This window comes from Mesopusillimonas faecipullorum (assembly GCF_020539505.1).
In the GTDB taxonomy this organism is placed as follows: Bacteria; Pseudomonadota; Gammaproteobacteria; order Burkholderiales; family Burkholderiaceae_B; genus Mesopusillimonas; species Mesopusillimonas faecipullorum.
This window is the reverse complement of record NZ_JACDXW010000005.1, coordinates 73,082-94,953: the sequence shown is the minus strand read 5'-3', so window position 1 is coordinate 94,953 and position 21,872 is coordinate 73,082. Positions and strand designations below refer to the sequence as shown.

General features: G+C 58.3%; 23 protein-coding genes. 13 read left to right on the top strand and 10 right to left on the bottom strand.

Going from position 1 to position 21,872, the window contains the following annotated elements; all coding sequences use genetic code 11:
- From H0484_RS10560 to H0484_RS10530, 7 genes are all read left to right on the top strand, one after another.
- A complete protein-coding gene (locus H0484_RS10560) occupies nt 1–714 on the top strand; it encodes an ABC transporter ATP-binding protein (protein ID WP_226954602.1) in 714 nt (237 codons plus the stop codon).
- A 15-nt stretch (nt 715–729) separates the two neighbouring features.
- Complete coding sequence (locus H0484_RS10555) at nt 730–1,632, top strand: LysR family transcriptional regulator (protein ID WP_226954601.1); 903 nt, start codon at nt 730–732, stop codon at nt 1,630–1,632.
- Between the two features lie 216 nt (nt 1,633–1,848).
- Nucleotides 1,849–2,730, top strand: coding sequence for an NAD(P)-dependent oxidoreductase (locus tag H0484_RS15220; protein WP_226954600.1), 882 nt, complete (start codon nt 1,849–1,851; stop codon nt 2,728–2,730).
- 69 nt (nt 2,731–2,799) lie between these two features.
- Nucleotides 2,800–3,726 (top strand): VOC family protein, encoded by a 927-nt coding sequence (locus tag H0484_RS10545; protein WP_226954599.1) that lies wholly within the window; start codon nt 2,800–2,802, stop codon nt 3,724–3,726.
- Nucleotides 3,727–3,806: 80 nt separating this feature from the next.
- Nucleotides 3,807–4,175 carry a YciI family protein gene (locus tag H0484_RS10540; protein ID WP_226954598.1) on the top strand — a complete coding sequence of 123 codons (369 nt, stop codon included), beginning with the start codon at nt 3,807–3,809 and terminating at the stop codon, nt 4,173–4,175.
- A 38-nt stretch (nt 4,176–4,213) separates the two neighbouring features.
- A complete protein-coding gene (locus tag H0484_RS10535) occupies nt 4,214–5,158 on the top strand; it encodes a fumarylacetoacetate hydrolase family protein (RefSeq protein ID WP_226954597.1) in 945 nt (314 codons plus the stop codon).
- A gap of 19 nt (nt 5,159–5,177) precedes the next feature.
- A complete protein-coding gene (locus H0484_RS10530) occupies nt 5,178–6,347 on the top strand; it encodes an ABC transporter substrate-binding protein (RefSeq protein WP_226954596.1) in 1,170 nt (389 codons plus the stop codon).
- Nucleotides 6,348–6,429: 82 nt separating this feature from the next.
- Here the strand turns inward: H0484_RS10530 and H0484_RS10525 are convergent, their stop codons facing one another.
- Entirely contained in the window at nt 6,430–7,173 is a 744-nt protein-coding gene (locus H0484_RS10525) for a GntR family transcriptional regulator (protein WP_226954595.1), read from the bottom strand.
- Nucleotides 7,174–7,388: 215 nt separating this feature from the next.
- Between H0484_RS10525 and H0484_RS10520 the strand changes: the two genes are divergently transcribed.
- From H0484_RS10520 to H0484_RS10495, 6 genes are all read left to right on the top strand, one after another.
- Nucleotides 7,389–8,762 (top strand): aromatic ring-hydroxylating dioxygenase subunit alpha, encoded by a 1,374-nt coding sequence (locus H0484_RS10520; protein WP_226954594.1) that lies wholly within the window; start codon nt 7,389–7,391, stop codon nt 8,760–8,762.
- A gap of 7 nt (nt 8,763–8,769) precedes the next feature.
- On the top strand, nt 8,770–10,218 hold the full coding sequence (locus tag H0484_RS10515; protein ID WP_226954593.1) for a glutamine synthetase family protein: 1,449 nt from the start codon (nt 8,770–8,772) through the stop codon (nt 10,216–10,218).
- A 6-nt stretch (nt 10,219–10,224) separates the two neighbouring features.
- Entirely contained in the window at nt 10,225–10,938 is a 714-nt protein-coding gene (locus H0484_RS10510) for a type 1 glutamine amidotransferase (protein WP_226954592.1), read from the top strand.
- Nucleotides 10,939–10,977: 39 nt separating this feature from the next.
- Nucleotides 10,978–11,373: a DUF4351 domain-containing protein gene (locus H0484_RS10505; protein WP_226954591.1), complete on the top strand. Its 396-nt coding sequence runs from the start codon at nt 10,978–10,980 to the stop codon at nt 11,371–11,373.
- A 306-nt stretch (nt 11,374–11,679) separates the two neighbouring features.
- Entirely contained in the window at nt 11,680–11,934 is a 255-nt protein-coding gene (locus H0484_RS10500) for a ribbon-helix-helix domain-containing protein (protein ID WP_226954590.1), read from the top strand.
- Nucleotides 11,935–11,938: 4 nt separating this feature from the next.
- Nucleotides 11,939–12,253: a type II toxin-antitoxin system RelE/ParE family toxin gene (locus tag H0484_RS10495; RefSeq protein WP_226954589.1), complete on the top strand. Its 315-nt coding sequence runs from the start codon at nt 11,939–11,941 to the stop codon at nt 12,251–12,253.
- A 71-nt stretch (nt 12,254–12,324) separates the two neighbouring features.
- Here the strand turns inward: H0484_RS10495 and hutI are convergent, their stop codons facing one another.
- The 9 genes from hutI to H0484_RS10450 all read right to left on the bottom strand — a co-directional run bounded on the left by hutI (nt 12,325) and on the right by H0484_RS10450 (nt 21,855).
- Nucleotides 12,325–13,554, bottom strand: a complete 1,230-nt coding sequence (hutI, locus tag H0484_RS10490) for an imidazolonepropionase (RefSeq protein ID WP_226954588.1) — start codon at nt 13,552–13,554, stop codon at nt 12,325–12,327.
- Nucleotides 13,551–14,528 carry a formimidoylglutamase gene (hutG, locus tag H0484_RS10485; RefSeq protein WP_226954587.1) on the bottom strand — a complete coding sequence of 326 codons (978 nt, stop codon included), beginning with the start codon at nt 14,526–14,528 and terminating at the stop codon, nt 13,551–13,553. The genes hutI and hutG overlap by 4 nt, the downstream gene beginning before the upstream one ends.
- A gap of 22 nt (nt 14,529–14,550) precedes the next feature.
- Entirely contained in the window at nt 14,551–16,263 is a 1,713-nt protein-coding gene (hutU, locus tag H0484_RS10480; RefSeq protein WP_226954586.1) for a urocanate hydratase, read from the bottom strand.
- Nucleotides 16,264–16,271: 8 nt separating this feature from the next.
- Complete coding sequence (locus H0484_RS10475) at nt 16,272–17,006, bottom strand: ABC transporter ATP-binding protein (protein WP_226954585.1); 735 nt, start codon at nt 17,004–17,006, stop codon at nt 16,272–16,274.
- Nucleotides 16,999–17,799, bottom strand: coding sequence for an ABC transporter ATP-binding protein (locus H0484_RS10470; protein WP_226954584.1), 801 nt, complete (start codon nt 17,797–17,799; stop codon nt 16,999–17,001). The genes H0484_RS10475 and H0484_RS10470 overlap by 8 nt, the downstream gene beginning before the upstream one ends.
- Entirely contained in the window at nt 17,796–18,665 is an 870-nt protein-coding gene (locus H0484_RS10465; RefSeq protein WP_226954583.1) for a branched-chain amino acid ABC transporter permease, read from the bottom strand. The genes H0484_RS10470 and H0484_RS10465 overlap by 4 nt, the downstream gene beginning before the upstream one ends.
- A 10-nt stretch (nt 18,666–18,675) precedes the next feature.
- Nucleotides 18,676–19,539, bottom strand: a complete 864-nt coding sequence (locus H0484_RS10460; protein WP_226954582.1) for a branched-chain amino acid ABC transporter permease — start codon at nt 19,537–19,539, stop codon at nt 18,676–18,678.
- Between the two features lie 92 nt (nt 19,540–19,631).
- Nucleotides 19,632–20,786, bottom strand: coding sequence for an ABC transporter substrate-binding protein (locus H0484_RS10455; protein WP_226954581.1), 1,155 nt, complete (start codon nt 20,784–20,786; stop codon nt 19,632–19,634).
- 229 nt (nt 20,787–21,015) lie between these two features.
- Nucleotides 21,016–21,855, bottom strand: a complete 840-nt coding sequence (locus tag H0484_RS10450) for a phytanoyl-CoA dioxygenase family protein (RefSeq protein WP_226954580.1) — start codon at nt 21,853–21,855, stop codon at nt 21,016–21,018.
- Between the last annotated feature and the right edge of the window lie 17 nt (nt 21,856–21,872).

Here is a 21,872-nt window from a genome sequence, read left to right as displayed (position 1 = left end):
ATGACAACTTTACTAGACGTACAAGACATTCACGCGGCCTACGGTCATGCCCAAGCGTTGTTCGGCGTTTCCTTTCAGGTCGAGGCCGGCCAAGTCGTCACGCTGTTGGGCCGTAACGGCATGGGGCGCTCCACCACCATCAAGTGCCTGTTTGGCCTGCTGCCTGTCACTAGCGGCGAAATTCGTTTCGACGGCAAGCCTGTGCATACCCTGCCTTCGTATGCCATTGCCAAAATGGGTTTGGGCATCGTGCCCGAAGGGCGTCAGGTTTTCCCCAATCTTTCCGTAGAGGAAAACCTGATTGCCACGGCGCGCCCGCCGGTAGACCGCTCCTCCCAGCCCTGGACACTAGACCGCGTATACAAGTTCTTCCCTCGCTTGCGCGAGCGGCGTACTAACCTGGGCGGGCAGTTGTCGGGGGGCGAGCAGCAAATGCTGGCCATAGGCCGAGCCTTGATGACCAATCCACGCCTGCTGGTGTTGGACGAAGCCACTGAAGGTTTGGCACCGCTTATCCGCGCCGAGATCTGGGAAGCGCTGACCTCGCTCAAAGCGCAAGGCCAATCGCAAATCGTCATCGATAAGAACGTGGGGGCTTTGCTGCCTTTTGCCGATCGGCACTATGTGCTTGAAAAAGGCAAGGTCGTCTGGACAGGTACCTCCGACGACCTGCGTGCCGATAACCAGATTGTTCAGCAGTATCTGGGGGTTTAGCGAGCCAGCTCAGGGATGAAAGACCTGAATCTGCTCTACGTGTTCGAAGCGCTCTGGATAGAGCGCTCGGTCACGCTGGCGGCCGAACGGTTGAACCTTACCCAGGCGGCTGTCAGCAGCGCGCTCAAGCGCTTACGTCAGGAGCACGGCGATAAGCTGTTTACGCAAGTTGGCCGACGCATGGAACCTACGCCTTACGCATCCAGCCTGGCCCAACATTTGTTGACGGCATTGGCGCTGGTGCGTAAGGCATCCAATCACCAAGCGCCTTTCGATCCAGCGACATCGCGACGTTTGTTCACGATACGCACGCGTGATGTGGGTGAGGTGGTCTGTTTTCCCCGTATTCTTGCTCAATTGATGCACGAGGCGCCTCTTGTGCGCTTGCGCACCACTTTCGTGCCGATAGAAGAAACCCTGGCTGGGTTGGCGAGTGGCCGCATTGATCTCGCATTGGGTTTTCTTCCGTCATTGGAAACCGACATCCACCGGCGTTCGCTTGGGGGGCAGAACTACGTCTGTGCGATGCGTGCAGGACATGCGCTCGAACGGCAGCCCTTAACGCTAGAACGGTTTTGTGCCAGTGAACACTTGCTGGTCGAGTATTCGGGTAGTGGCCACCGCGTCATTGAGCAAGCGTTGATCAAGGCCGGGTTGCGCCATCAGATCAAGGTGCGCCTTCCTCAGTACTTATCCGCACCTCATTTCATACTTTCTACAGACCTTTTGTGGTGTGTGCCGTCTAGCTTGGCTTATACGCTCAGTCACCACTATCCGCTAGTACTCAAGCCTGTCCCCATCGCATTGCCTGATTTTGAGATCGCGTTGTATTGGCACGAGCGCTACCACCAAGATCCCGGCAATCGTTGGCTGCGCGATCTGATTGCGCAAACTTATCAGCCCAAGGTTTCCGCATAGCGCGAGGAGCGCTGAAAAGCGCCTTGCCCGGAAATATGCTCAGGCCCCGCATTGCGGCCAGGCAGCTTCGCGTTCTTACCGTTTTGAGCGCCTTGGCGTTGATGGGGAAGATTCCCCATAAGTATTAATGGCATTGATACTTAATAATCAATGAATACATATAGGTTAATCCTTCGGCCTTAGATAGAATTTTCATATATAAGAAGGAGGCAAAAAGTGGTCAAACGTTTCCAGGCTGTGGGTATCGTGGGCGTAGGTCAGCTGGGCCGCCCAGTGGCAGAGAGCTTGTTGCAAGCCGGTTATGAGCTGAGTGCCTATCAGCGCACGCGCAAGGGGACGCCGGTGGAGGGGGGCGGGCAGTGGGCCGAATCCCCGCTTGCACTGGCCCGCGCAGTAGATGCGCTGTTCTTGTGCCTGCCTTCCGAGGAAGCTGCCGAACAGGTACTTGAGGGCGAGTCAGGCATATTGGCGGGTCTGCGCCCGGACCAAATCGTGATCGAGCTAGGTACCTACCGTAAAAGTTTCAAGCTGGCTTTGGCTCGCAAAATACAGGCCAAGGGAGCGCAGGTGCTAGAGGTGGAGGTCAGCGGCTCACCAGTCATGGTGCGGCAACGCAAGGCAGCCTTATATATAGGCGGGGCTTCGGAATTGGTTGAAACTTGTCACTCGCTGCTAGAGGCGGTCAGCCCAAACCAGTTCCATATCGGCCCGCTTGGCAGCGCCGTGGCAATGAAACTGATCGCCAATTATTTGCTGAGCATCCATAACCTGGCGGCTGCCGAAGCCATGAACATGGCCGTGCGTGCGGGGTTTGACCCCCAGCGTGCTGTTGAGGTGCTACGTGATGGCGCGGGAGGGTCTGCGATGTTCTCTGTCCGTGCGCCTATGATGGCCAAGCGCCAGTTTCTCCCGGCCCCTGGGCCCTTCAGCACCCTGGAGAAATACCTGGATTTGGGTAGCGAGATGGCGCAGGAACTTGGCTGCGCAACGCCTCTGTTTTCCGCAGCTCAAGCTATTTATCGACAGGCGCTGGAAAGCCCGATGCGCGATGAGGACATCGCTGCAGTAATCAAGCTGCTGGAAGCGCAGTCGCGCTGAAAGCGGACACTGAAACACCTATGGCCCGGTATTGCGGAGCGTGCCGGACACAATAAGCAGGAGACTCGAATGATTCGTTCCTTGTTACACATAGGCATGACAGTGCCCGATCTGGAAATCGGGCGTGCTTTCTATGAAACCTTTGGGTTAGAGATGCGCGCGTCGGGCAATGACTATGTGTTTCGGTGCCCAGGTCGAGATCAGGATCAGATTCGACTGATGCAGGGCTCGAAGAAGAAGCTCAGCTATACCGCCTTGGGTACTAATGAAGCAGGCATGGAGCAACTGCTACGCAAGCTGCGTGAAGCAAATGTGTCCTTGCAGCCCCCGCCTTTTGATGTGCCGTTTGGCGGGATCTGGTTCCAGGATCCGCATGGCGACTGGTTGAACGTGCAGGTGGCCGAGCCCGCGCCGGCGGGGGGCAGCGTTTTACCGCCCGAGATCAACGCCCATGGGCGCTATCGGCGCATCGGCAAGCGTGCCTGCGACATCAGCACACGAGCCAAAAAGGCACGGCCTTTACGCTTAGGCCATCTCATCAAGTTTTCGCCCGATGTGCCGGCTTCGACGGCTTTTTATACCGACGTGTTAGGCATGCTGGTTTCGGATAAGTCTTTGGATATCCTCGCCTTTCTACGCGGTGCGGCAGGTGGGGATCATCACATGGTGGCCTTTGCCAAAAGTACGCATACCGGCTTGCATCATCTAAGTTTTGAGGTGGCAGACCTGGACGAGATAGAAATTGGCGCACAAACCATGATAAGGGCCGGTTATCAGGACAGCTTTGGTTTGGGGCGCCATGTAGGTGGCTCGAATTACTTTCATTATCTTCGTGATCCTTGGGGCAGCTTGATTGAGTACTTCTGGGATATCGACGTGATTCCTGAGGGTGCAGACTGGGAGCCAATAGATGCCGCGCCCCACGAAGTGATGTTCGTTTGGGCCACTACGCCACCGCCCGACGATTTTGTTCTGAACTTTGAAGCGCGTGACTGAACGCAGGTCGCAATTTTTTGGAACCGACAGTTCTACGTGTCGCGGCGATGTCTCGCTGCAAGTAGGCAGGAAATCACCCTATGACTGATGTAAAAGCCCAACTGGCAGGCATGCTGAACAAGTCCTTCTATGTGTCTCTGCGCCGGCCCGCCGATCTGTCCCGAATCGACAGTTTGCTACAGGCACACCTGGATTGGGCCGTGCAAGCTGAGCGCCGCGGAGAACTCTTCATGTCGGGGCCCTTTATGGCTGAAGGCGCAAAGCCGGGCACCCAGGGCGGCATGATGATACTGCGGGCCGATTCCGAAGCCGCCGCATGGCGCATCATCGAGCAAGACCCTTTCATCAAACAGGGTGTTTTTACCGCTGAGGTCAAGCGTTGGGTGTTGATGGAGGGCAGCATGACGGTGTCGGTGCGCTTCTCCGATCAAAGTTATCAACTGCGTTGAATAAACAGACTCCTCGATAAGCAACAAAGGATAGCAACATGAAATACCAGCTGTTCACCTATGTAGGTGAAGACGGCAGGCCCCAGCCTGGCCTGCATTTTGATGGTCAGGCCTATGCGCTGGGTCGGACATTGGAAGCCGGTGCGCCGCAATGGTGTTCGGTAGACGATCTGGTGAGCGAGTGGGAGCAAGCGGATCTGTGGTTGCAAGCGATCACCGATGAGTGGGCTGCCAAGCCCCATTTGGCGCAGCAGCACATGCTTTTGGCAGGCTTTGAGTATTTGCCGCCGTTAACGCGTTGCGGTGTGGTGTACGGGGCGGGCGCCAATTATCGTGATCATGTTGAGGCTATGGGCCGAGCCATGAATATGAAGCTGAATCTGGATCCCAAGAAAGACGGCTTACCGCCCTGGCACTTCCTTAAAGCAGGGCAGTCCACCCTGGCGGGGCATCTGCAAACGGTACCCTTCCCAGAGCACACGAGCAAGCTGGACTGGGAGGCCGAGTTGGCGGTCATCATCGGACGTCGTGCGTCTAAGGTTTCTCCGCAGCAAGCCTTGGACTATGTGGCTGGCTACAGCTGCGCCAATGACTTGTCAGCGCGCGACAACTTGACACGTCAGCAGGTTGATCCGAGTTCTCCTTTCCGATTCGACTGGATAGGGCACAAGTGCTTTACAGGATCCTGCCCCCTAGGCCCGTTCGTGACGCCGGCGCGATATGTGCGTACGCCCGAGAATCTGGGCATCAAGCTGTGGCTCAACGATGAATTGAGGCAGGACTCCAGCACATCCAATCATCTGTATAGCGTGGCTGATCAGATCAGTTATCTGAGCCACCGTCTGGATCTGGTGCCGGGCGACGTGCTGCTCACGGGAACGCCTGCAGGAGTGGGCATGGAAACAGGCGAGTTCTTGAAGCGTGGCGATGTAATGAGAGTGTGGATCGAGGATCTCGGTGAGCTTGAGACCCGAGTCGTTTGAATAACAGCGAGGAGGCAATATGCAAAAGAATCTGAAGAAGTTGACATTGGCATTGGCGATGGTGGGTTTCTGCACGGCTGTGCACGCAGATGTCAAAGTCGGTTTTATGGCGACTTTGTCCGGCGCCTCGGCAGAGGTTGGACAGGATCAGCTGGCAGGCTTTCAGCTGGCCTTGGATCAACTGGGAGGCAAGTTGGGGGGCGTACCGGCAACGCTAGTTGTCGAGGACGATCAGCTTAAACCCGAGACAGCCCTGAACGGGCTCAGCAAGTTGCTTGAGCGCGACAAGGTGGATGTGGTGACAGGGCTGACCTTTGCCAATATTCTGATGGCATTGCAGCCCAGGATAGCGGCTGTCGATGTGCCCTTTATTGGCACGGTAGCCGGGCCATCGCCTACTGCCGGTGCAGCGTGCAAGCCCAACTTGTTCATCGCATCCTGGCAAAGTGACGTACCCGCCGAAGCTATGGGTAAATACCTGAATGATCAGGGCGTAAAACGGGTGAGTACCTTGACCCCCAACTTTGTCGGGGGTAAGGACAAGGTCGCTGGGTTCAAGCACCTTTACAAAGGCGCTATTGCCGACGAAATCTACACGCCCTTGAATCAGCTGGATTTCTCAGCCGAGCTGACGCAGGTAGCATCATCACAACCGGACGCGATATTTTCTTTCTATCCTGGTGCCTTGGCTATTAGCTTCGTTCGCCAGTATGGTCAAGCCGGCATGAACCAGAAAGTGCCGTTGTACATGGTTAATGCGATCGAGGGCTCGGGCGTTGCCGCAATGGGCGATGCCGTCATAGGCGCGGTGGTTGGCGATACCTGGACGCCGGGTTTGAATAATGAGCAGACCCGCCGATTCGTGACTGCGTATCAAGAGAAGTATGGCAAGCTGGCTTCTGCCTACGCGGCTTTCAGTTATGACGCAGCCATGATCCTGGACGCCGCAATACGCAAGCTCGGAGGAGATGTTTCCGACAAAAAAGCCTTGGCCAAAGCGATAAAAGAGGTGGAGTTCCAATCGCTACGTGGCAATTTCAAGTTCGGTAACAATAACTATCCCGTGCAGGATTATCACATCTTCAAGCTTGAACCCGGCAACGATGGGAAGCCCGCGTTCAAGATGGTGCAAGAGGGGGTATTACGCAACTATGGCGATCGCTTCGCGCAAGCGTGCAAATTAAGCTGAGGCTTGTTTTGATGGAATGGCATCCCTCCGGGAGGGCCGGGGGGATGCTCTCTATGCAGACATGTCAGAGCAGGGAGGTTTTCTACCCTGCGTTGGTTACCAGCCTGATACCCGGCAAGACCTGTGCGGCAACCTCTGGGTTGCGTGTGGCGTAGTCCACGTTCATGCAGGCAATTTCCACGTGTTCTTCACCTAAGGCCTGGGCTCTGGCGCCCTGGCCATGTTCTATGGCTTGCAGCAGCATGTGGTGCTGGCAATGAGCGTGCTGCATCCAGCGCGTGCCTTCTTCAAGGGAAGACTGCATGGGCAGCATGGCGCTGGGGGCGCCAAAGGGTTGGCCATTCAGCATGTCCATCATGCGTTGTACGGTGCGATTGCCGCAGCCCTCTAGAATCAGCGCATGGAATTGGCTGTTGCCGTCTACATAGACGGCGTAGTCGTCCAGGCTCATACTGGCTTTGTTGACCGCTGCATCTATCTTCAGCAAACAAGCCCGCAGTTGCTTGGCAAGCTCGGGTGACAAGCCTTTTTCGGCGAGTTGCCGCGCGGCGTAGCCCTCGAGCACGCCACGGGTGCGAATAGCGTGCGCGACCTCTTCGTGCGTAAAGCCCCGCATACGATAGCCGCCGCTAGGCACTGCTTCGATCAGGCCTTCATATTCCAAGGTTGTCAGTGCCAGCCTGACGGGGGTGCGCGAAGCCTCCAGGCGCTCGGCCAAAGGAATCTCAGCCAGGCGCTCGCCGGGGGCAAACGCCCCTTTCAGGATGAGGTCGCGCAGCTGTATCAGGACGCGTGACTGTTGGGAATTAGGAATATTAGGCTTCATGGCAGGGCAGGGAACGATGGGCCATTCTACAGAATTCAACAGCGGGAGGGGGCGTTATGCATGCAATGTCCCGCATGAGTTTCAATATTGCATACAACAAACGGTTTGATACCTATCGTTTACCCTAGTATTTGCCATATTTTGTGGGTTTTTCTGGTTGAGTTGCATACAATTGATTTGTGGCCTTCAGGTTCTGTACGCAGTTTATACATTCCATGAAGGCAGATCCCGAACACCCCTATGGAGGTCTCCCCATGGCGATTACTGCAGAACAAAATGATTTCATGACGCGCGTAGGGCCCGGCACGCCTGCCGGCACTTTGCTGCGTCGTTACTGGCAGCCGGTTGCGCTGTCCGAAGAACTCGAAGAGAAACGCCCGCTTAAGGCCGTCAGGCTGTTGGGCCAAGACATGGTGTTGTTCCGCGACGAGTCCGGCCAGTTGGGTTTGGTGGATCGCGACTGTCCTCACCGTGGTGCTGACCTGGCTTTCGGTCGTCTGGAAGACGGCGGCCTGCGTTGCCCCTTTCATGGCTGGCTGTTCAACATCAAGGGCGAATGCCTGGAAACCCCTGCCGAGCCCGAGAACAGCCGCTTCCGTCACAGCATCCAGCAAGGCGCCTACCCCGTGGTAGAGCGTAGCGGCATTATCTTTGCCTACATGGGCGAAGGTGAACCTCCCGCATTGCCCGAGTTCGATTGTTTCGTGGCTCCTGATTCGCACACCTTTGCTTTTAAAGGGCGCTGGGAGTGCAACTGGTTGCAGGCGCTGGAAGTGGGCATAGACCCTGCTCACGCTTCGTACTTGCATCGCTTCTTCGAAGATGCGGACACGTCTGAAAGCTATGGCAAACAGTTTCGTGGTGCGTCTGCCGATACCGAAACGCCCATCACCAAAGTGCTGCGCGAATATGCCCGCCCCAATATCGACGCCAAGCTTACTGACTACGGCATGCGTATTATCTCTACGCGCAAGCTGGACGAAAAACAAACGCACGTGCGTGTGACGAACATGGTGTTCCCCGAGGCCATCGTCATTCCCATGAGCGCGCACATGACGATTTCGCAATGGCACGTGCCCATCGATGACACCTCCTGTCATTGGTATGCGATTTTCACCAGCTTTACCGAACCTGTCGATAAGAAAAAGATGCGCGATCAGCGCCTGCAACTCATCGAGCTGCCCCACTACACTTCGCGTCGCAACAAGCAGAACGACTACGGTTTCAACGTCGATGAACAGCTGAAAGAAACCTACACCGGCATGGGTCACGACATCAACGTGCACGACCAGTGGGCAGTGGAATCGCAAGGGCCTATCCAAAATCGCACACGCGAGCACCTGGCAGCCAGCGACAAGTGCATCTTCGCTTATCGCCGCATGCTGGTCAAAGCCATAGAAAGCACGCTGGCCGACCCCAAGGCGCCCGTACCCATGATGCCCGATGCTGAACAGGCACGCGAAATGATTGGGCCTATCTCCATAGACGGTGTAGGGGCCAGTACCTTGACGCCCGAACAGTACTGGGAGCAAGCCGACCGCAAGCGTCGTGAAGCCTGCGACTGGGCCGCAAAACGCCTGACCGCCTGAGGACATCATGGCCAGCTTCGTTGAACAACACGGCTTATGGACAGCCGAGCAGACTCGTGCGGGCGCAGAACTCGCCAAACGCTTCAAATCCGGTGAACTGGATGTGGTGCGTTTCGCTTTTCCTGACCAGCACGGGATCTTGCGCGGCAAAACCTTGGTGGCCGAGGCAGCTGCCTCGGCGCTGACCAGCGGCGTTAATCTGACCAGCACCCTGTTTGCCAAGGACACCTCGCACACCACGGTGTTTCCCGTGTTTGCGGCGGGGGGCGGTTTCGACTTCCCCGGCATGCAGGGCGCGGCCGATTTTGTCATGGTGGCAGACCCGACCACCTTTCGGGTATTGCCTTGGGCAAGTCGCACGGGCTGGGTCCTGTGCGATGCCTACCTTACTGACGGCAAGCCTTCGCCTTTGGCGACGCGCAGCATTTTGCAGCGCGCCTTGGGCGAGCTGGCCGAGCAAGGCCTTGAACTGTTCAGCGGCCTCGAGGTCGAGTTGCACGTGTTCCGCCTGGAAGACGCCAGCATGCAATTGCAGCATGCCAGTCAGCCAGGTCAGCCGGGCGAACCGCCTCAGGTGTCGTTGTTGTCGCATGGTTATCAATACTTAACCGAACAGCGCTACGACAGTGTCGACGAAGTGATGGAATTGCTGCGTGTCACGGCCCAGGGCCTGGGTTTGCCTTTGCATTCGCTAGAGGTGGAGTTCGGCCCCAGCCAGTTTGAAATCACCTTTGGCCCCATGGCCGGCATGGCCTCGGCCGATGCCATGGTGCTGTTGCGCAGCGCCGTTAAGCAAGTGTGTCAGCGCAAGGGCTATCACGCTACTTTCATGTGCCGCCCGCGCATTCCCAATGTCATGTCCAGCGGTTGGCATTTGCATCAATCGTTGCGCGACCTGAAAACCGGCGAGAACGTGTTTATCCCCACCGAAGCAGGGCAGAACCTCTCTGCCTTGGGGCAGCATTACCTGGGCGGCTTGCTGGCCCATGCGCATGGTTCGGCGGTGTTCTCTACGCCTACCATCAATGGTTATCGCCGCTATCGTTCTTTCTCGTTGGCACCCGACCGTGCCTCATGGGGCCGCGATAACCGTGGCGCCATGCTGCGAGTGTTGGGCGGTGTGGGGCAGTCGGCCACACGTATCGAAAACCGTATCGGCGAGCCCAATGCCAATCCTTACTTGTACGTGGCGTCGCAAGTGTTTTCGGGCCTGGACGGCATACGTCGCCAACTTGATCCCGGCCCTTGCGCCGATACGCCCTACGAGTCACCGGCTGCCTTGTTGCCGCGTTCGTTGGGCGACGCACTGCAAGCGCTGCGCCAGGACAACTATCTTTGCGAACAGTACGGACAGCGCTTTGTAGATTACTTCTGCCACATCAAAGAGGCAGAATTGGCACGTTTCAACCAGGCGGTCACCGACTGGGAGCAGCGTGAATACTTCGATATGTTTTAGGGTGACATGAAGCCGATTGCGATTTTCCAGCATACCCATGTGGGTGAACCGGGTGCCGTTCTTTCTACGTTGAACGAGCTCTCTTTGCCTTGGGTGATGGTGCCCATCATGGACGGGGCGCCGATTCCCGAAGACCCCGAGGCCTATAGCGGCATTGTGCTGATGGGTGGGGGGATGGGTGTCAACGACGGCCTGGATTGGCTGGCGCGCGAGATAGCGTTCGTGCGCCGGGCCGATGAGGCCGGGGTGCCCGTGATCGGCCATTGTCTGGGCGGTCAGATACTGGCTACCGCCTTGGGTGGGCACGTAGAAAAAGGCCCGCGCATGGAAATCGGTTGGCAAGCTGTGCAATATGAGCCCGAACCCGTCGTGCGAGAGTGGTTGGGTGAGTCCTTATCCGACGAGCTATTCCAATGGCACCAGGATATCTTCATCCTGCCCGAAGGCGCGCAGCGTTTGGCGCACAGCGATGTCTGTCCCAACCAGGCCTTCGTCTATGGCAATCGCCATCTGGGCATGCAGTTTCATCTGGAAATGACCCCCGAGCTGGTGGTCTCGCTATCGCAGGCAAACCGTGCCAGCCACGAACGTGAACTGGCCCGTAACAACCCTTCTACCAGCAGCCGCGAAGAAATGCTGGCGCAGCTGGACGTGCGTACACAGCGCATGCACCAGATGATGCGTACGGCTTATGCGCGTTGGGCACGGGGATTGAAGTAGGGCGTTGTCATCAGCGTTGCTGCCGACAATGCGGGCGGCGTGCGCGCGCCCGCATTGTCGGTGTGGGTCAGTTGCCTGTTGCATAACCTGGACGAGACTGTCATGAACCAGATCACGCATCCCCTGGTACAGGAAGCCTTGCAACACTTGCGGGAATTATCTGCCGATGAAACCTTGCGCTGGGCGGCGTTGCAGCGCGAGATCGCTTTGCTGGATGAACGCACCGCGCTAAACCGTGCCAGACGCGAAGGACATGAAGCGGGACGTACGGAAGGCCAGGCGGGTTTGTTGGAGCGGTTGCTGACGCGTAAATTCGGCAGTTTGCCTGTAGATGTCGTGGCGCGTATCGAGCAGGCAGATGCTGAGCAGTTGCAGGCTTGGTCATTCAAGCTGCTAGATGCGCCTTCCTGCCTGGACGAGGTATTCGGCAATTAGGGGCGCACTGAGCTCTTGACTCAGTGTGTGGCAGCTCTCGTCTTAAGGCGGAGCTGCCGCACGGTATTTCCCCAGAGTTATCAGCGTAGCTCGCCGCCTACCACGGTTCCCACACAGGTATTCTTGAACATTTCTTTGTGCAGACGCTTGCAGAAAGCTTCGTTCAGTACGTCTGGCCGCTGTTCTTCAAGCGTCATGGTGTGGGCTACGCCCAGGACTTCCGTGCTCTAAAGGAAATTCGCAACGTTGTTTGTGTATTGTTTCTTGGTTATATTTAATACACAAACAACATTTTGGAAATGCCGTATGTCTCGCACCACTACCATGACCGTCCGCCTCAAAGGACCGCTGAGTGACTTCGTTGCTTCCAACGTCGGTGAGTATGGTGCCTATGACAACGTTAGCGAGTATGTACGAGATCTGATCCGTCGAGACAAAGAGCGCACGGAAGCAGAGGCGTTCGAGCGCCTTAAGGCGGAGCTGGCGCAGGCATTCAATGCCCCCGAGTCTTCCTACCAGCCCCTAACAGCAGAGGATGTCATTGCCCGCAATAAGGGCTGACCGCATGGCAAACATCCGCGTACAGTACGCGGCATCTTTGCGGCTGGATGAAATTTACCGCTATACCCGAGCTCAGTGGGGTGAGCAGCAGGCAGTGCGCTACGTGACCGGTCTGTTCGATGCATTCGCCAAAATTACATCCCATGGTGTTGTCTCTCAGCCCGTCCCGTCTGAATTCGGGGTTGAAGGCTTCTTCTTCCGTTACGAGAAGCACTTCGTTTACTGGCGCTGGCTGTCGGATGGCGATATAGGTATTGTCACGATCTTGCACGAGCGTATGCACCAGATAGAGCGCTTTCGTGAAGATTTCGGGCTATAAGTTTGTGAGATGTAGAGCTGCGCGGCAAAGCGGCCTCCGCTTTTGTCTTGCCGCACAGCATTCACCAACTGTTATGAGCGCAGCTCGCCGCCTACCACGGTTCCCACACAGGGGTTGCTGCCCAGCACGAAGGCCAGGTCACCCGGCCTTTCTATATCCCACAGGGCGAAGTCGGCTTGCATGCCAACCGCCAGTTGCCCGCACTTATCCTGCAGACCCAAGGCGCGCGCGGCATGCGTGGTAACGCCGGCCAATACGCGCTCGGGCGTCAGGCGGAACAAGGTGCTGGCCATATTCATTGCCAGCAGCAGCGATGTCATGGGAGACGTGCCGGGATTGCAATCGGTAGAGATGGCAATAGGCACGCCGCCGTCTTGCAGTGCGGTAATGGGAGGCAGTTTGGTTTCACGCAAGAAATAGAAGGCGCCTGGCAGCAATACCGCCGCGGTGCCGGCCTGTGCCATGGCTTGTATGCCTTCTTGCGACAGGTACTCCAGATGGTCGGCAGAGAGAGCACCGTAGCGTGCAGCCAAGGCCGCACCATGCTGGTCAGAGAGCTGTTCTGCGTGCAGTTTGACGGGAAGCCCGGCTTGTTGTGCCGCCAGGAAGACTTTTTCGGTTTGGGCGGACGAGAAGCCTATGTTCTCGCAGAATGCGTCGACAGCGTCAGCCAAGCCATCGCGTGCGATGGCGGGCAGCATCGTTTGGCAGACCAGATCTATGTAGTCGTCGGACTTGTCTTTGTATTCGGGTGGTAAGGCATGGGCACCTAAAAAGGTGGTGCGCACATGCACCGGCAGCGTACGCCCTATGCGGCGCGCGACGCGCAGCATCTTGGATTCGCTTTCCAGATCCAGGCCGTAACCGGATTTGATTTCCAGGGTGGTGACGCCTTCGGCCAACAAGTCTTTGACACGCTTGACGCTTTGTTCAAAGAGTTCGTCTTCGGTGGCTGCCCGTGTGGCATGCACGGTAGAAACAATGCCTCCGCCTTGGCGGGCGATGTCTTCGTAGGTGGCGCCGTTCAAGCGCGCTTCGAACTCGTTGTTGCGGTTACCTGCGTAAACGATATGGGTATGGCAGTCGATGAGGCCGGGCGTTGCCCACACCCCGCGCGCATCGTGTCGATGAGCGGCGCGGTAGCCGTCGGGAAGCTCACGGCGAGGGCCCATCCAAGCGATTTTGCCGTCTTGTGTGGTGGCAATGACGGCGTCTTCCATGACGCTGTAGGTTCCGCCCTGCATGGTGGCTAGACGGAGGTTTTCCCAGAGGGAGTGCCAAAGAGGTACGGTAGTAGTCATGATCGGGTGCCGATGAGCGCGCGCATGGCTGGGTCAGCCAAGCGCGCAACGCAGCGCGCCGCTGTACGTGCGGTGCGGTCGTCTATGTCGTAAGAGGGGTTGAGTTCGGCGATGTCCGCCAAGCGCAGCTTACCACTTTGTGCCACAGCATCAAGCAGGTTCTCCACCAGCGTCAAGCTAACGCCATAGGCGGCTGGGGCGCTAACGCCGGGGGCCACAGCCGCCGGCAGTACATCTAGACAGAGCGTGAAGTAAACGTGGTCCACTTGGGCCATGAAGTCGCTCAGGTAACGCAAGGTGGCGTCTTCGTGCCCAGGGCCCATTTGGGTGTCTTCACGCCACCAAACGCCCAAGTCCTTGGCACGGTCAAACAGTGCCTGCGTGTTGGCAAAGCGGCTAATGCCCAAACAGCAGTATTGGAAAGCCCAACCCTTTTCCTGGCAATCGTCCGCGATCTGCCGAAAAGGCGTGCCGGAGCTGCCACGTGGCGCCAGACGCAGGTCGAAGTGGGCGTCAAGGTTGATGATGCCTACGCGAGGTTTTGCATGGGCACCTTGGTTTTCCAGGTGGCGCGCCAGACCCCGAAAAGAGCCCAGCGCTACCTCGTGGCCGCCGCCCAGTGTGATGGGCAGCAAACCTTGGTCCAGCAAGGAGGCCAGTTGCCCGGCCTGTTCGGCCTGAGCCGCTTCGAGCGCGTCGTCTTCACAGACCACGTCGCCCGCATCGTAAACCGGTACGGAGGGCGCAGGCAGCCCCGCCAGCATGCGGCGCAACTTGGTAGGGCCTTGACGGGCGCCTGGGCGCCCGTGGTTGCGCGCCACGCCGGCATCGCTGGCAAACCCCAGCAATGCCACGCCTTCGTGGGCTTCGTTGCTAAGCGCCTTGACGCATTGGTGCCAGCGCAAACCGGCGGCACCCTCGTCAGGCGTATCGTCACGCCCTGACCATAAAGACATGTTGGCAGGTTGAAACATAGCTGCGCTTTCCGTACTTGGATTACTTGATCATCGGCAGTTTAAGGCCGAAACGCTTGGCGCATTCGATGGCGGTTTCGTAACCGGCATCAGCATGACGCATGACGCCTGAACCGCAATCGTTGACCAGGACGCGGGCCAGACGGCGCTCGGCAGCGTCGGTGCCATCGGCCACGATCACCATACCAGAGTGCTGCGAATAACCCATGCCTACGCCGCCACCGTGGTGCAACGACACCCAGCTTGCGCCGCCGGCGGTATTGAGCAAAGCGTTCAGCAGCGCCCAGTCGGAGACCGCATCGGTGCCGTCTTTCATGCTTTCGGTTTCACGGTTGGGGCTGGCGACGGAACCGGTGTCCAGGTGGTCGCGACCAATGACGATAGGCGCCTTGAGTTCGCCGTTGCGAACCATTTCGTTGAACGCCAGGCCGGCTAGATGGCGCTCGCCCAGACCCAACCAGCAAATGCGCGAGGGCAAGCCCTGGAAGGCGATGCGTTCGCGTGCCATGTCCAGCCAAGTGTGCACGGAGCGGTTCTCGGGGAAGAGTTCCTTGATCTTGGCGTCGGTCTTGTAGATGTCTTCGGGGTCGCCGGACAAGGCTACCCAGCGGAACGGGCCTTTGCCTTCGCAGAACAAGGGGCGAATGTAGGCGGGCACGAAGCCGGGGAAAGCAAATGCACGCTTCTCGCCTTCGTCGTATGCGACTTGACGCAGGTTGTTGCCGTAGTCGACGACAGGGATGCCCATGTCGTGGAACACCAGCATGGCTTCGATGTGTTCGCGGCACGATTCTGCAGCAGCTTGCTTAAGCTTGCTGTGCTGTGAGGGATCAAGCTGAGCGGCCTTCCATTGCTCAACCGTCCAACCCTTGGGCAGATAGCCGTGGATCAGGTCGTGAGCGGAAGTTTGGTCGGTGACGAGGTCGGGCTTGATTTCGCCGGCCTGGGCGCGACGTGCCAGTTCGGGCACGATTTCGGCGGCGTTGCCCAACAGAGCGATAGAAACAGCTTCCTTGCGTTCGCAATGGTGCTTGATAAGCGCGATGGCATCGTCGATGTCGCGGGCTTGTTTGTCTACATAACGGGTGCGCAGGCGGAAGTCGATGCTGCTTTGCTGGCACTCGATATTCAGCGAGACGGCACCGGCAAACGTGGCGGCCAAAGGCTGAGCGCCGCCCATGCCACCCAGACCGGCAGTCAGAATCCAGCGTCCGGCCCAATCGCCGTTGTAGTGTTGGCGACCGGCTTCAACAAAGGTTTCGTAAGTGCCTTGCACAATGCCTTGGCTGCCGATGTAGATCCAGCTGCCGGCCGTCATTTGGCCATACATGAACAGGCCCTTGCGGTCCAGTTCGTTGAAGTGTTCCCAGTTGGCCCACTTGGGTACCAGGTTGGAGTTGGCGATCAGCACGCGGGGCGCATCAGCGTGGGTTTTGAACACGCCGACGGGCTTGCCCGATTGCACCAACAGGGTTTCGTCTTCGTCCAGTTGACGCAGTTGCGAGAGGATCTCGTCGAAGCATTCCCAGTTGCGGGCGGCGCGGCCAATGCCGCCGTACACCACCAGGTGCTTGGGGTTCTCGGCGACTTCTGCATCCAGGTTGTTCTGGATCATGCGGTAAGCGGCTTCGGCGATCCAGTTTTTGCAGCTCAGTGTGGCACCGCGCGGAGCGCTGATAACACGGCTGGCGTCGTAGCGGGGGTCGTTCTGAAGGTGGGAGTCTTGCGTAGTCATGATGGTCCTCAATGCGCGGGAGCGTTGTCGGTGTCGTCCTGATGCAGGCCCAGGTAGGCTGCTGTCAGGGAGGGGTCGTTCATAGCGTCGCTGGCTTTGCCTTGCCAGACGGGGCGTCCGGATTCCAGGACGCAGATGTCGTCGGCAACTTGCAGGGCGCGGGTGGTGTTCTGCTCAACCAGCAAAATGGTCATGCCGTCGTTGCGCAGGGTTTCCAGAGCGGCATAGCAAAGGTCGATGACCTTGGGCATCAAGCCCAGCGACAGCTCGTCTATCATCAACAGGCGGGGGCGGGCCATCAGGGCGCGGCCAATGGCCAGCATCTGCTGTTCGCCACCCGAAAGATTGCCTGCCAGCGTTTCAAGGCGTTCGCCCAGGCGCGGGAACAGGCCCAGCACATAGTCGCGGTCTTGGGTGAAGTGGCTGGCCGGTTGCACCAAGCCGCCTACGCGCAGGTTGTCTTCAACGGTAAGGTCTTTGAACAAGCGACGCCCTTCGGGCGAAATGGCCAGGCCGAGCCGCACGCGGTCGCCGGGCGACATGCCGGTAATGTCACGCCCCTGGAACAGGGTTTTGCCACCCTGTTGTGCGACGTGGCCGGCCAGGCACATCAGCGTGGAGGACTTGCCTGCGCCATTGGCGCCCAGCAGCCCCGTGATCGTGCCTTCGCGAAGCTTAAGGTCAAGACCGTGAACGGCTTGGAAAGCACCATAGCCGCAGGAAAAATCAGTCAGTTCAAGCATGGCTGGTCTCCGTACTGGCAGCGGTTTCGTCTTGAGCGCCGCCCAGATAGGCGGAGCGCACTTGCGGGTCGGCCATGACTGCGTGCGGTTCGCCTTGGCCGATCAGACGGCCGTTGTCGAGCACGACCAAGCGTTGGCAGATGCGCATGACTTCACCGAGGTTGTGCTCGATGAGAATAATGGTGACGCCTTGCTGGTTGATGTGCTGAATCGTGTCGGCCAAAGCCTTGGCTTCTTTGGAGTTGAGGCCGGCCAAGGGCTCGTCCAGCAGCAACAGTTCGGGGCTGGTGGCGAGCGCGCGAGCGACTTCCAAACGTTTCAGTACGCCCAGTGGCAGCGTACCGGGCAGCTGATCGGCATAGTCGCGTATGCCCACACGGTCGAGCAACTGCAGGGCGATCTCCAGTTGTTCTTTCTGGCTAAGGTGCATCAGTGCACGCAAAGGCGAGCGCGTCAGTTGCGAGCCTGCGGCCAGGGCAACGTTTTCGGCCACAGTGATCTGGCGCAAAGGGCGCACCAGTTGCTGCGACAGCGCCATATGCTTGCGTATGCGCTTGTGTATGGGCTGCTTGGTGATGTCTTCGCCATGCAGGTAGATACGGCCTTCAGTGGCGCGCACCACACCGGTAATAGCGCGCATCATGGTGGTTTTACCGGCGCCGTTGGGGCCGATCAGACCCAAGAGCTCACCCTTGCGCACGTCGAAAGTGACGCCGCTTACCGCCTTAAGGCCGCCGAACTGAACGGTGACGTTGTCTACGCGCAGCAGGCTGTCGTGAGAGGTCGTGTTCATGGCTGCGCTCCGTTGGGGTTGGAGGATGACTGGCGAGGTTTGCGCAGGGCGCGCACCATGCCGGCAACACCGCCAGGTGAAAAGCGCATCATCAGGAACAGCAGACCACCGTATACCAGCAGCTTGTAGTCACCAATGAACTGGAACCAGGCGGGCAGCACCGACAGGAAGGCCGCGCCAAAGATGACGCCGGGCACCGAGCCTATGCCGCCGAACACCACCATAGAGAGCACGGTGATGGATTCGATAAAGCCAAAGCTTTCAGGGCCTATGTATTTGAAATGCTGGCCGTACAAGGTGCCCGCCAGGCCTGCCAAGGCGGTGCCAATGGCAAAAGCCGCCAGCTTGTAGCGGGGCACGTCTATGCCCAATACCCGCATGGTGTCTTCGTCTTCGGCGATGCCGTTGAACACGCGGCCCATCCACGAACGGCGCAAGTACACGCACAGCGCGGCGGTAAGGGTGGCCAATACCAGTGAAAGCACCATGAAGCCGGTCTTGGAGAGATCGGGGCCGGGGATGTTGGTAATGCCCATCTCGCCACCCAGCCATTCTTGCTGGCGGACGACGCCGACGAACAAGAAGACCACGCCCATGGTGGTAATGGCCAGAAAGTCGGCACGCACCCGCAAGCTGGCCAGCCCGACGATGACGCCGAGGAAGCCGGCTGCCAGCATAGCCAACGGCATGGTGGCGTAGAACGGCATGCCGGCCTTGCACAGCATGGCCGAGGTGTAGGCGCCGACGCCCAGAAAGGCGGCATGGCCCAAGCTGATCTGCCCGCAAAACCCTGTGATGAGGTTCAAGGACAGCGCAAACAGAGCCATGATGGCCATGGAGGTAATCAGAGAAATTTCATATGCCATGTTTGACCCCTCAGCGCTTGGAGAACAGGCCCTGCGGGCGCAGCATCAGGACGATGATGAGGAAGGCGAAGGCAATCGCGTTGCGATCGAGTATGTGGCCCAGGTAGATGGTGCCGAAAGACTCCATGATGCCCAGCACCAGCGCTGCGACCAGCGTGCCGCGTACGGAACCCATACCGCCCAGCACAATAATGGCCAAGCCCTTGTATGAGGGAACGCTGCCCATGGTGGGTTCGACAAGGTTGTTCAGCAAACCGACCCAGACACCGGCAAACGCTGCCAATGCGGAACCCACGAAAAAGTTCAGATCGCGGATGGTGCGTGGACGAATACCGAATGACTCGGCCATTTGCGGGTCGGAAACCGTAGCTTGGCATGCAATACCCACACGGGTGCGGCTTTGCAGATAGCCCAGTATGCCGATGATGACGACCGTGCCACCCATGACCCAAAGTTCGGCCACCTTGAAGCTGAGGCCGCCAAACAGCGTGACGTATTGCTGCAGGGGAGGGGACTGGTAGGAAAGGCCCGAAGCGCCGAAAACAATACGGAACACTTCTTCGAAAGCAATATAAAGGCCGATGGAGGCAATGAGTGCCACGAAAGGCGGCTGCTTAAGCAGAGGCTCGTAGCACAGGCGGTACATGGCCACGCCTGCCAGACCTGCGGCCAACATGGCGACCAGGAAAGCCAAGCTGAGGCTGCCGGTGCTGTTGGTGACGAGCACACCAATATAGCCGCCCAAGGTGAACAGAGCCGCGTGTGCGACGTGAAGAATGCGCAGCAGGCCGTAAACGAGGGTCAGGCCCAGGGCAATCAACGCATAGATGCTGCCCTGAACCAACCCTTGGGCAATGAGCTCTAGGAAGAGCATGGTAACTCCCGGGTGTGTGTGAAATACGCGCCTTTATGAAGAAGGCAGCGAGGGCCGTTTCCCGTGGGAGACGGCCCGATGGATGCCAGGGTTTACTTCTTCAGGGTGGGGGCTGCAAGCAGCTCGGGGTCGGAGATGACCGAGTGGCGGCGCCATGCACCGTCTTTCACCACCTGAACTTGCATGTCGGTGTCGACTTCGTGCAAGTCGTTGAACACGAGCTTGCCGCTAGGTGTTTCGTAGGTGCCCGCAGCGATGGCGTCGCGCAGTTCCGCACCGCCCTTGCCGCCCGTTTTGCGCAAGCCATCAATCAAGATGGAGGTTGCGCTATAGGCCGCAGCGCCAACCATGTCGGCACCAAAACCGGCTTTCTCTTTGAAGTCCTTCAGGAATTCCTGAGTGACAGGCACTTCGGAGTCGCGGTCGAGCGTGGTGCTGATGATGATGCCTTCGGCAGCGGGGCCGGCGATTTCGATGAACTTGTCGGTGTCGTAGCCTTGCTGACCGATGACAGGCACGTTGACGCCGGCGGCACGCAGTTGGGAAACCAGAGGGCCAGCCGTGAAGTAATAGCCCGATGCGTAAATGGCATCAGGTTTGTCGGACTTGATCTTGGCGATGAGGGGGCCGAACTGGCGATCAGGCAGACCGTACTCGTACTCGCTGACGATATCCAGGTCGAACTTGGGCGCGGCTTCTTTGAAGCCCTCGGACAGTGCCTTGCCGAAGTCGTTCTTGATGGTAAGCAGCGTGACGCGCTTTGCACCCAGATTGCTGATCAGCTTGGCGCCGCCCTTGCCTTGCACTTCACCCATCATGGTGACGCGGAAGACGTAATCGCCGGCTTGCGTGACGCTGGGGTCGATGGTGTAGGCCGTGACGTAGGGGACTTCTGCGCTTTGGAAGATGCCGGCGGCGGCACGGGAAGCGGCAGAATACGAACCGCCTACAGCGCCCACTACCTTGTCGCGTTCGATCAGGCGGGTGGCAACAGGTACGGCTTCTTTGGCCGAAGCTTGGTCGTCATAGACGACGAGTTCGATTTTCTCGCCGTTGATGCCGCCTTGGGCGTTGGCGCGCTCGACTGCCAGTTCTGCACCGTTCAGGGCAGACTTGCCATCGAAAGCGGCAAAGCCGGTAAGGGGTACGTTGAAGCCGATTTTGATGTCGGCCAGCGCACTGGCTGAATAGCCGGTGGCGCCCAGGCACAGGGCAAGCGTCAGGGTCTTGATGCGGGAGCGAATCATGTCGTCCTCCTGGGTGAGGGTGGTGACGGGAGCTTCCGTCCGAAGGGGAAACGACCGTCAGGGGTGTGAATTACCTTGCAATAACTGAAATAGTTTAAGTTGTATATACAAGCTGCACAAGAACCCTTGCCCCGTTTTTTTTATTCGGGAAAACACCTAGGTGGCGCAGGTTTGCATCAGCGGCTTCGCCCCGTTTTGCTTGTTTTTGGCAGGGCGAAGCCGCAGTCGTTCAGGCTGATTTTTGCCAGAGAACAGGGAATAGCGAGTCGTTCATGGGCTCGCCGGCGGGCAGCCTGTCGACCAGGCCGGGGAACTCGGGAGAGGTTGTCCAGGGGCGGGGCGCATGGCGCATGTCGTCACCCAGGAAACGAACCGAGAACACCCGACGGCGACGGTCTTCCGCCACACCGCCTGCTCCGTGCAGAGTCAGCATATGGAAGCATACTACGTCGCCTGGCTCGATTTCCCAACCCAAAATACGATATTTTTCGCGTGCGGCTTCGATGTCGGGCAAATCGGCCAGCGTGCCTTCCGGGAACCACTTGGCCTGGTTCTCTTTGAAGGAGCGAGGCATCAGCCAGGGGCCAAGATGAGAACCCGCCACGAACTCCAAGGTAGAGGCGCGAGCCACCGGATCCACCGAAATCCACATGCTGCAGTTCTGTCGGCCCTCAACGTTATAGTAGGGCTGGTCTTGGTGCCAAGGCGTGCGTTGTTGGGTTTTGGGCTCTTTGACCAGTAAATGATCGTGATAAAGACGGGCCGTTTCGCACCCCATCAGCAGACCTGCGGTTTGGCCGACGGGGGATTCGAAAATAAAGCGCTCATAGGCTTCGTTTTCTTGCCAATTGCAGAAGTCTTGGAAGAAACTGCCTGGATCGTTGGCTGGGCTGGCGACCTTGCCGCGTGGGCTGGGGTGCTCCAGGTTGCGGTCTATGCCGCTTTTCAACAGCGCTATTTCGTCTGCGTTCAACAAGCCTTTCAGGCAAATGGCGCCATCTCGTTGAAAGGCCTCAATCTGTTCGGGCGTTACGACTTCGCGTATGCGCGCTTCGATACTGAGATTCATAGGTCAGGTCTCCTGGA

Bases quoted from the DNA above. Each gene is read 5' to 3' on its own strand.
- H0484_RS10560 (WP_226954602.1), top strand. From the start codon at position 1: ATGACAACTTTACTAGACGTACAAGACATTCACGCGGCCTACGGTCAT.
- hutI (WP_226954588.1), bottom strand. From the start codon at position 13,554: ATGACTACTACCGTACCTCTTTGGCACTCCCTCTGGGAAAACCTCCGT.
- H0484_RS10475 (WP_226954585.1), bottom strand. From the start codon at position 17,006: ATGCTTGAACTGACTGATTTTTCCTGCGGCTATGGTGCTTTCCAAGCC.
- H0484_RS10530 (WP_226954596.1), top strand. From the start codon at position 5,178: ATGCAAAAGAATCTGAAGAAGTTGACATTGGCATTGGCGATGGTGGGT.
- H0484_RS10460 (WP_226954582.1), bottom strand. From the start codon at position 19,539: ATGCTCTTCCTAGAGCTCATTGCCCAAGGGTTGGTTCAGGGCAGCATC.
- H0484_RS10470 (WP_226954584.1), bottom strand. From the start codon at position 17,799: ATGAACACGACCTCTCACGACAGCCTGCTGCGCGTAGACAACGTCACC.
- H0484_RS10495 (WP_226954589.1), top strand. From the start codon at position 11,939: ATGGCAAACATCCGCGTACAGTACGCGGCATCTTTGCGGCTGGATGAA.
- hutU (WP_226954586.1), bottom strand. From the start codon at position 16,263: ATGACTACGCAAGACTCCCACCTTCAGAACGACCCCCGCTACGACGCC.
- H0484_RS10500 (WP_226954590.1), top strand. From the start codon at position 11,680: ATGTCTCGCACCACTACCATGACCGTCCGCCTCAAAGGACCGCTGAGT.
- H0484_RS10465 (WP_226954583.1), bottom strand. From the start codon at position 18,665: ATGGCATATGAAATTTCTCTGATTACCTCCATGGCCATCATGGCTCTG.
- H0484_RS10545 (WP_226954599.1), top strand. From the start codon at position 2,800: ATGATTCGTTCCTTGTTACACATAGGCATGACAGTGCCCGATCTGGAA.
- H0484_RS10520 (WP_226954594.1), top strand. From the start codon at position 7,389: ATGAAGGCAGATCCCGAACACCCCTATGGAGGTCTCCCCATGGCGATT.
- H0484_RS10540 (WP_226954598.1), top strand. From the start codon at position 3,807: ATGACTGATGTAAAAGCCCAACTGGCAGGCATGCTGAACAAGTCCTTC.
- H0484_RS10535 (WP_226954597.1), top strand. From the start codon at position 4,214: ATGAAATACCAGCTGTTCACCTATGTAGGTGAAGACGGCAGGCCCCAG.
- H0484_RS10450 (WP_226954580.1), bottom strand. From the start codon at position 21,855: ATGAATCTCAGTATCGAAGCGCGCATACGCGAAGTCGTAACGCCCGAA.
- H0484_RS10515 (WP_226954593.1), top strand. From the start codon at position 8,770: ATGGCCAGCTTCGTTGAACAACACGGCTTATGGACAGCCGAGCAGACT.
- H0484_RS10510 (WP_226954592.1), top strand. From the start codon at position 10,225: ATGAAGCCGATTGCGATTTTCCAGCATACCCATGTGGGTGAACCGGGT.
- H0484_RS10555 (WP_226954601.1), top strand. From the start codon at position 730: ATGAAAGACCTGAATCTGCTCTACGTGTTCGAAGCGCTCTGGATAGAG.
- H0484_RS10525 (WP_226954595.1), bottom strand. From the start codon at position 7,173: ATGAAGCCTAATATTCCTAATTCCCAACAGTCACGCGTCCTGATACAG.
- hutG (WP_226954587.1), bottom strand. From the start codon at position 14,528: ATGTTTCAACCTGCCAACATGTCTTTATGGTCAGGGCGTGACGATACG.
- H0484_RS10455 (WP_226954581.1), bottom strand. From the start codon at position 20,786: ATGATTCGCTCCCGCATCAAGACCCTGACGCTTGCCCTGTGCCTGGGC.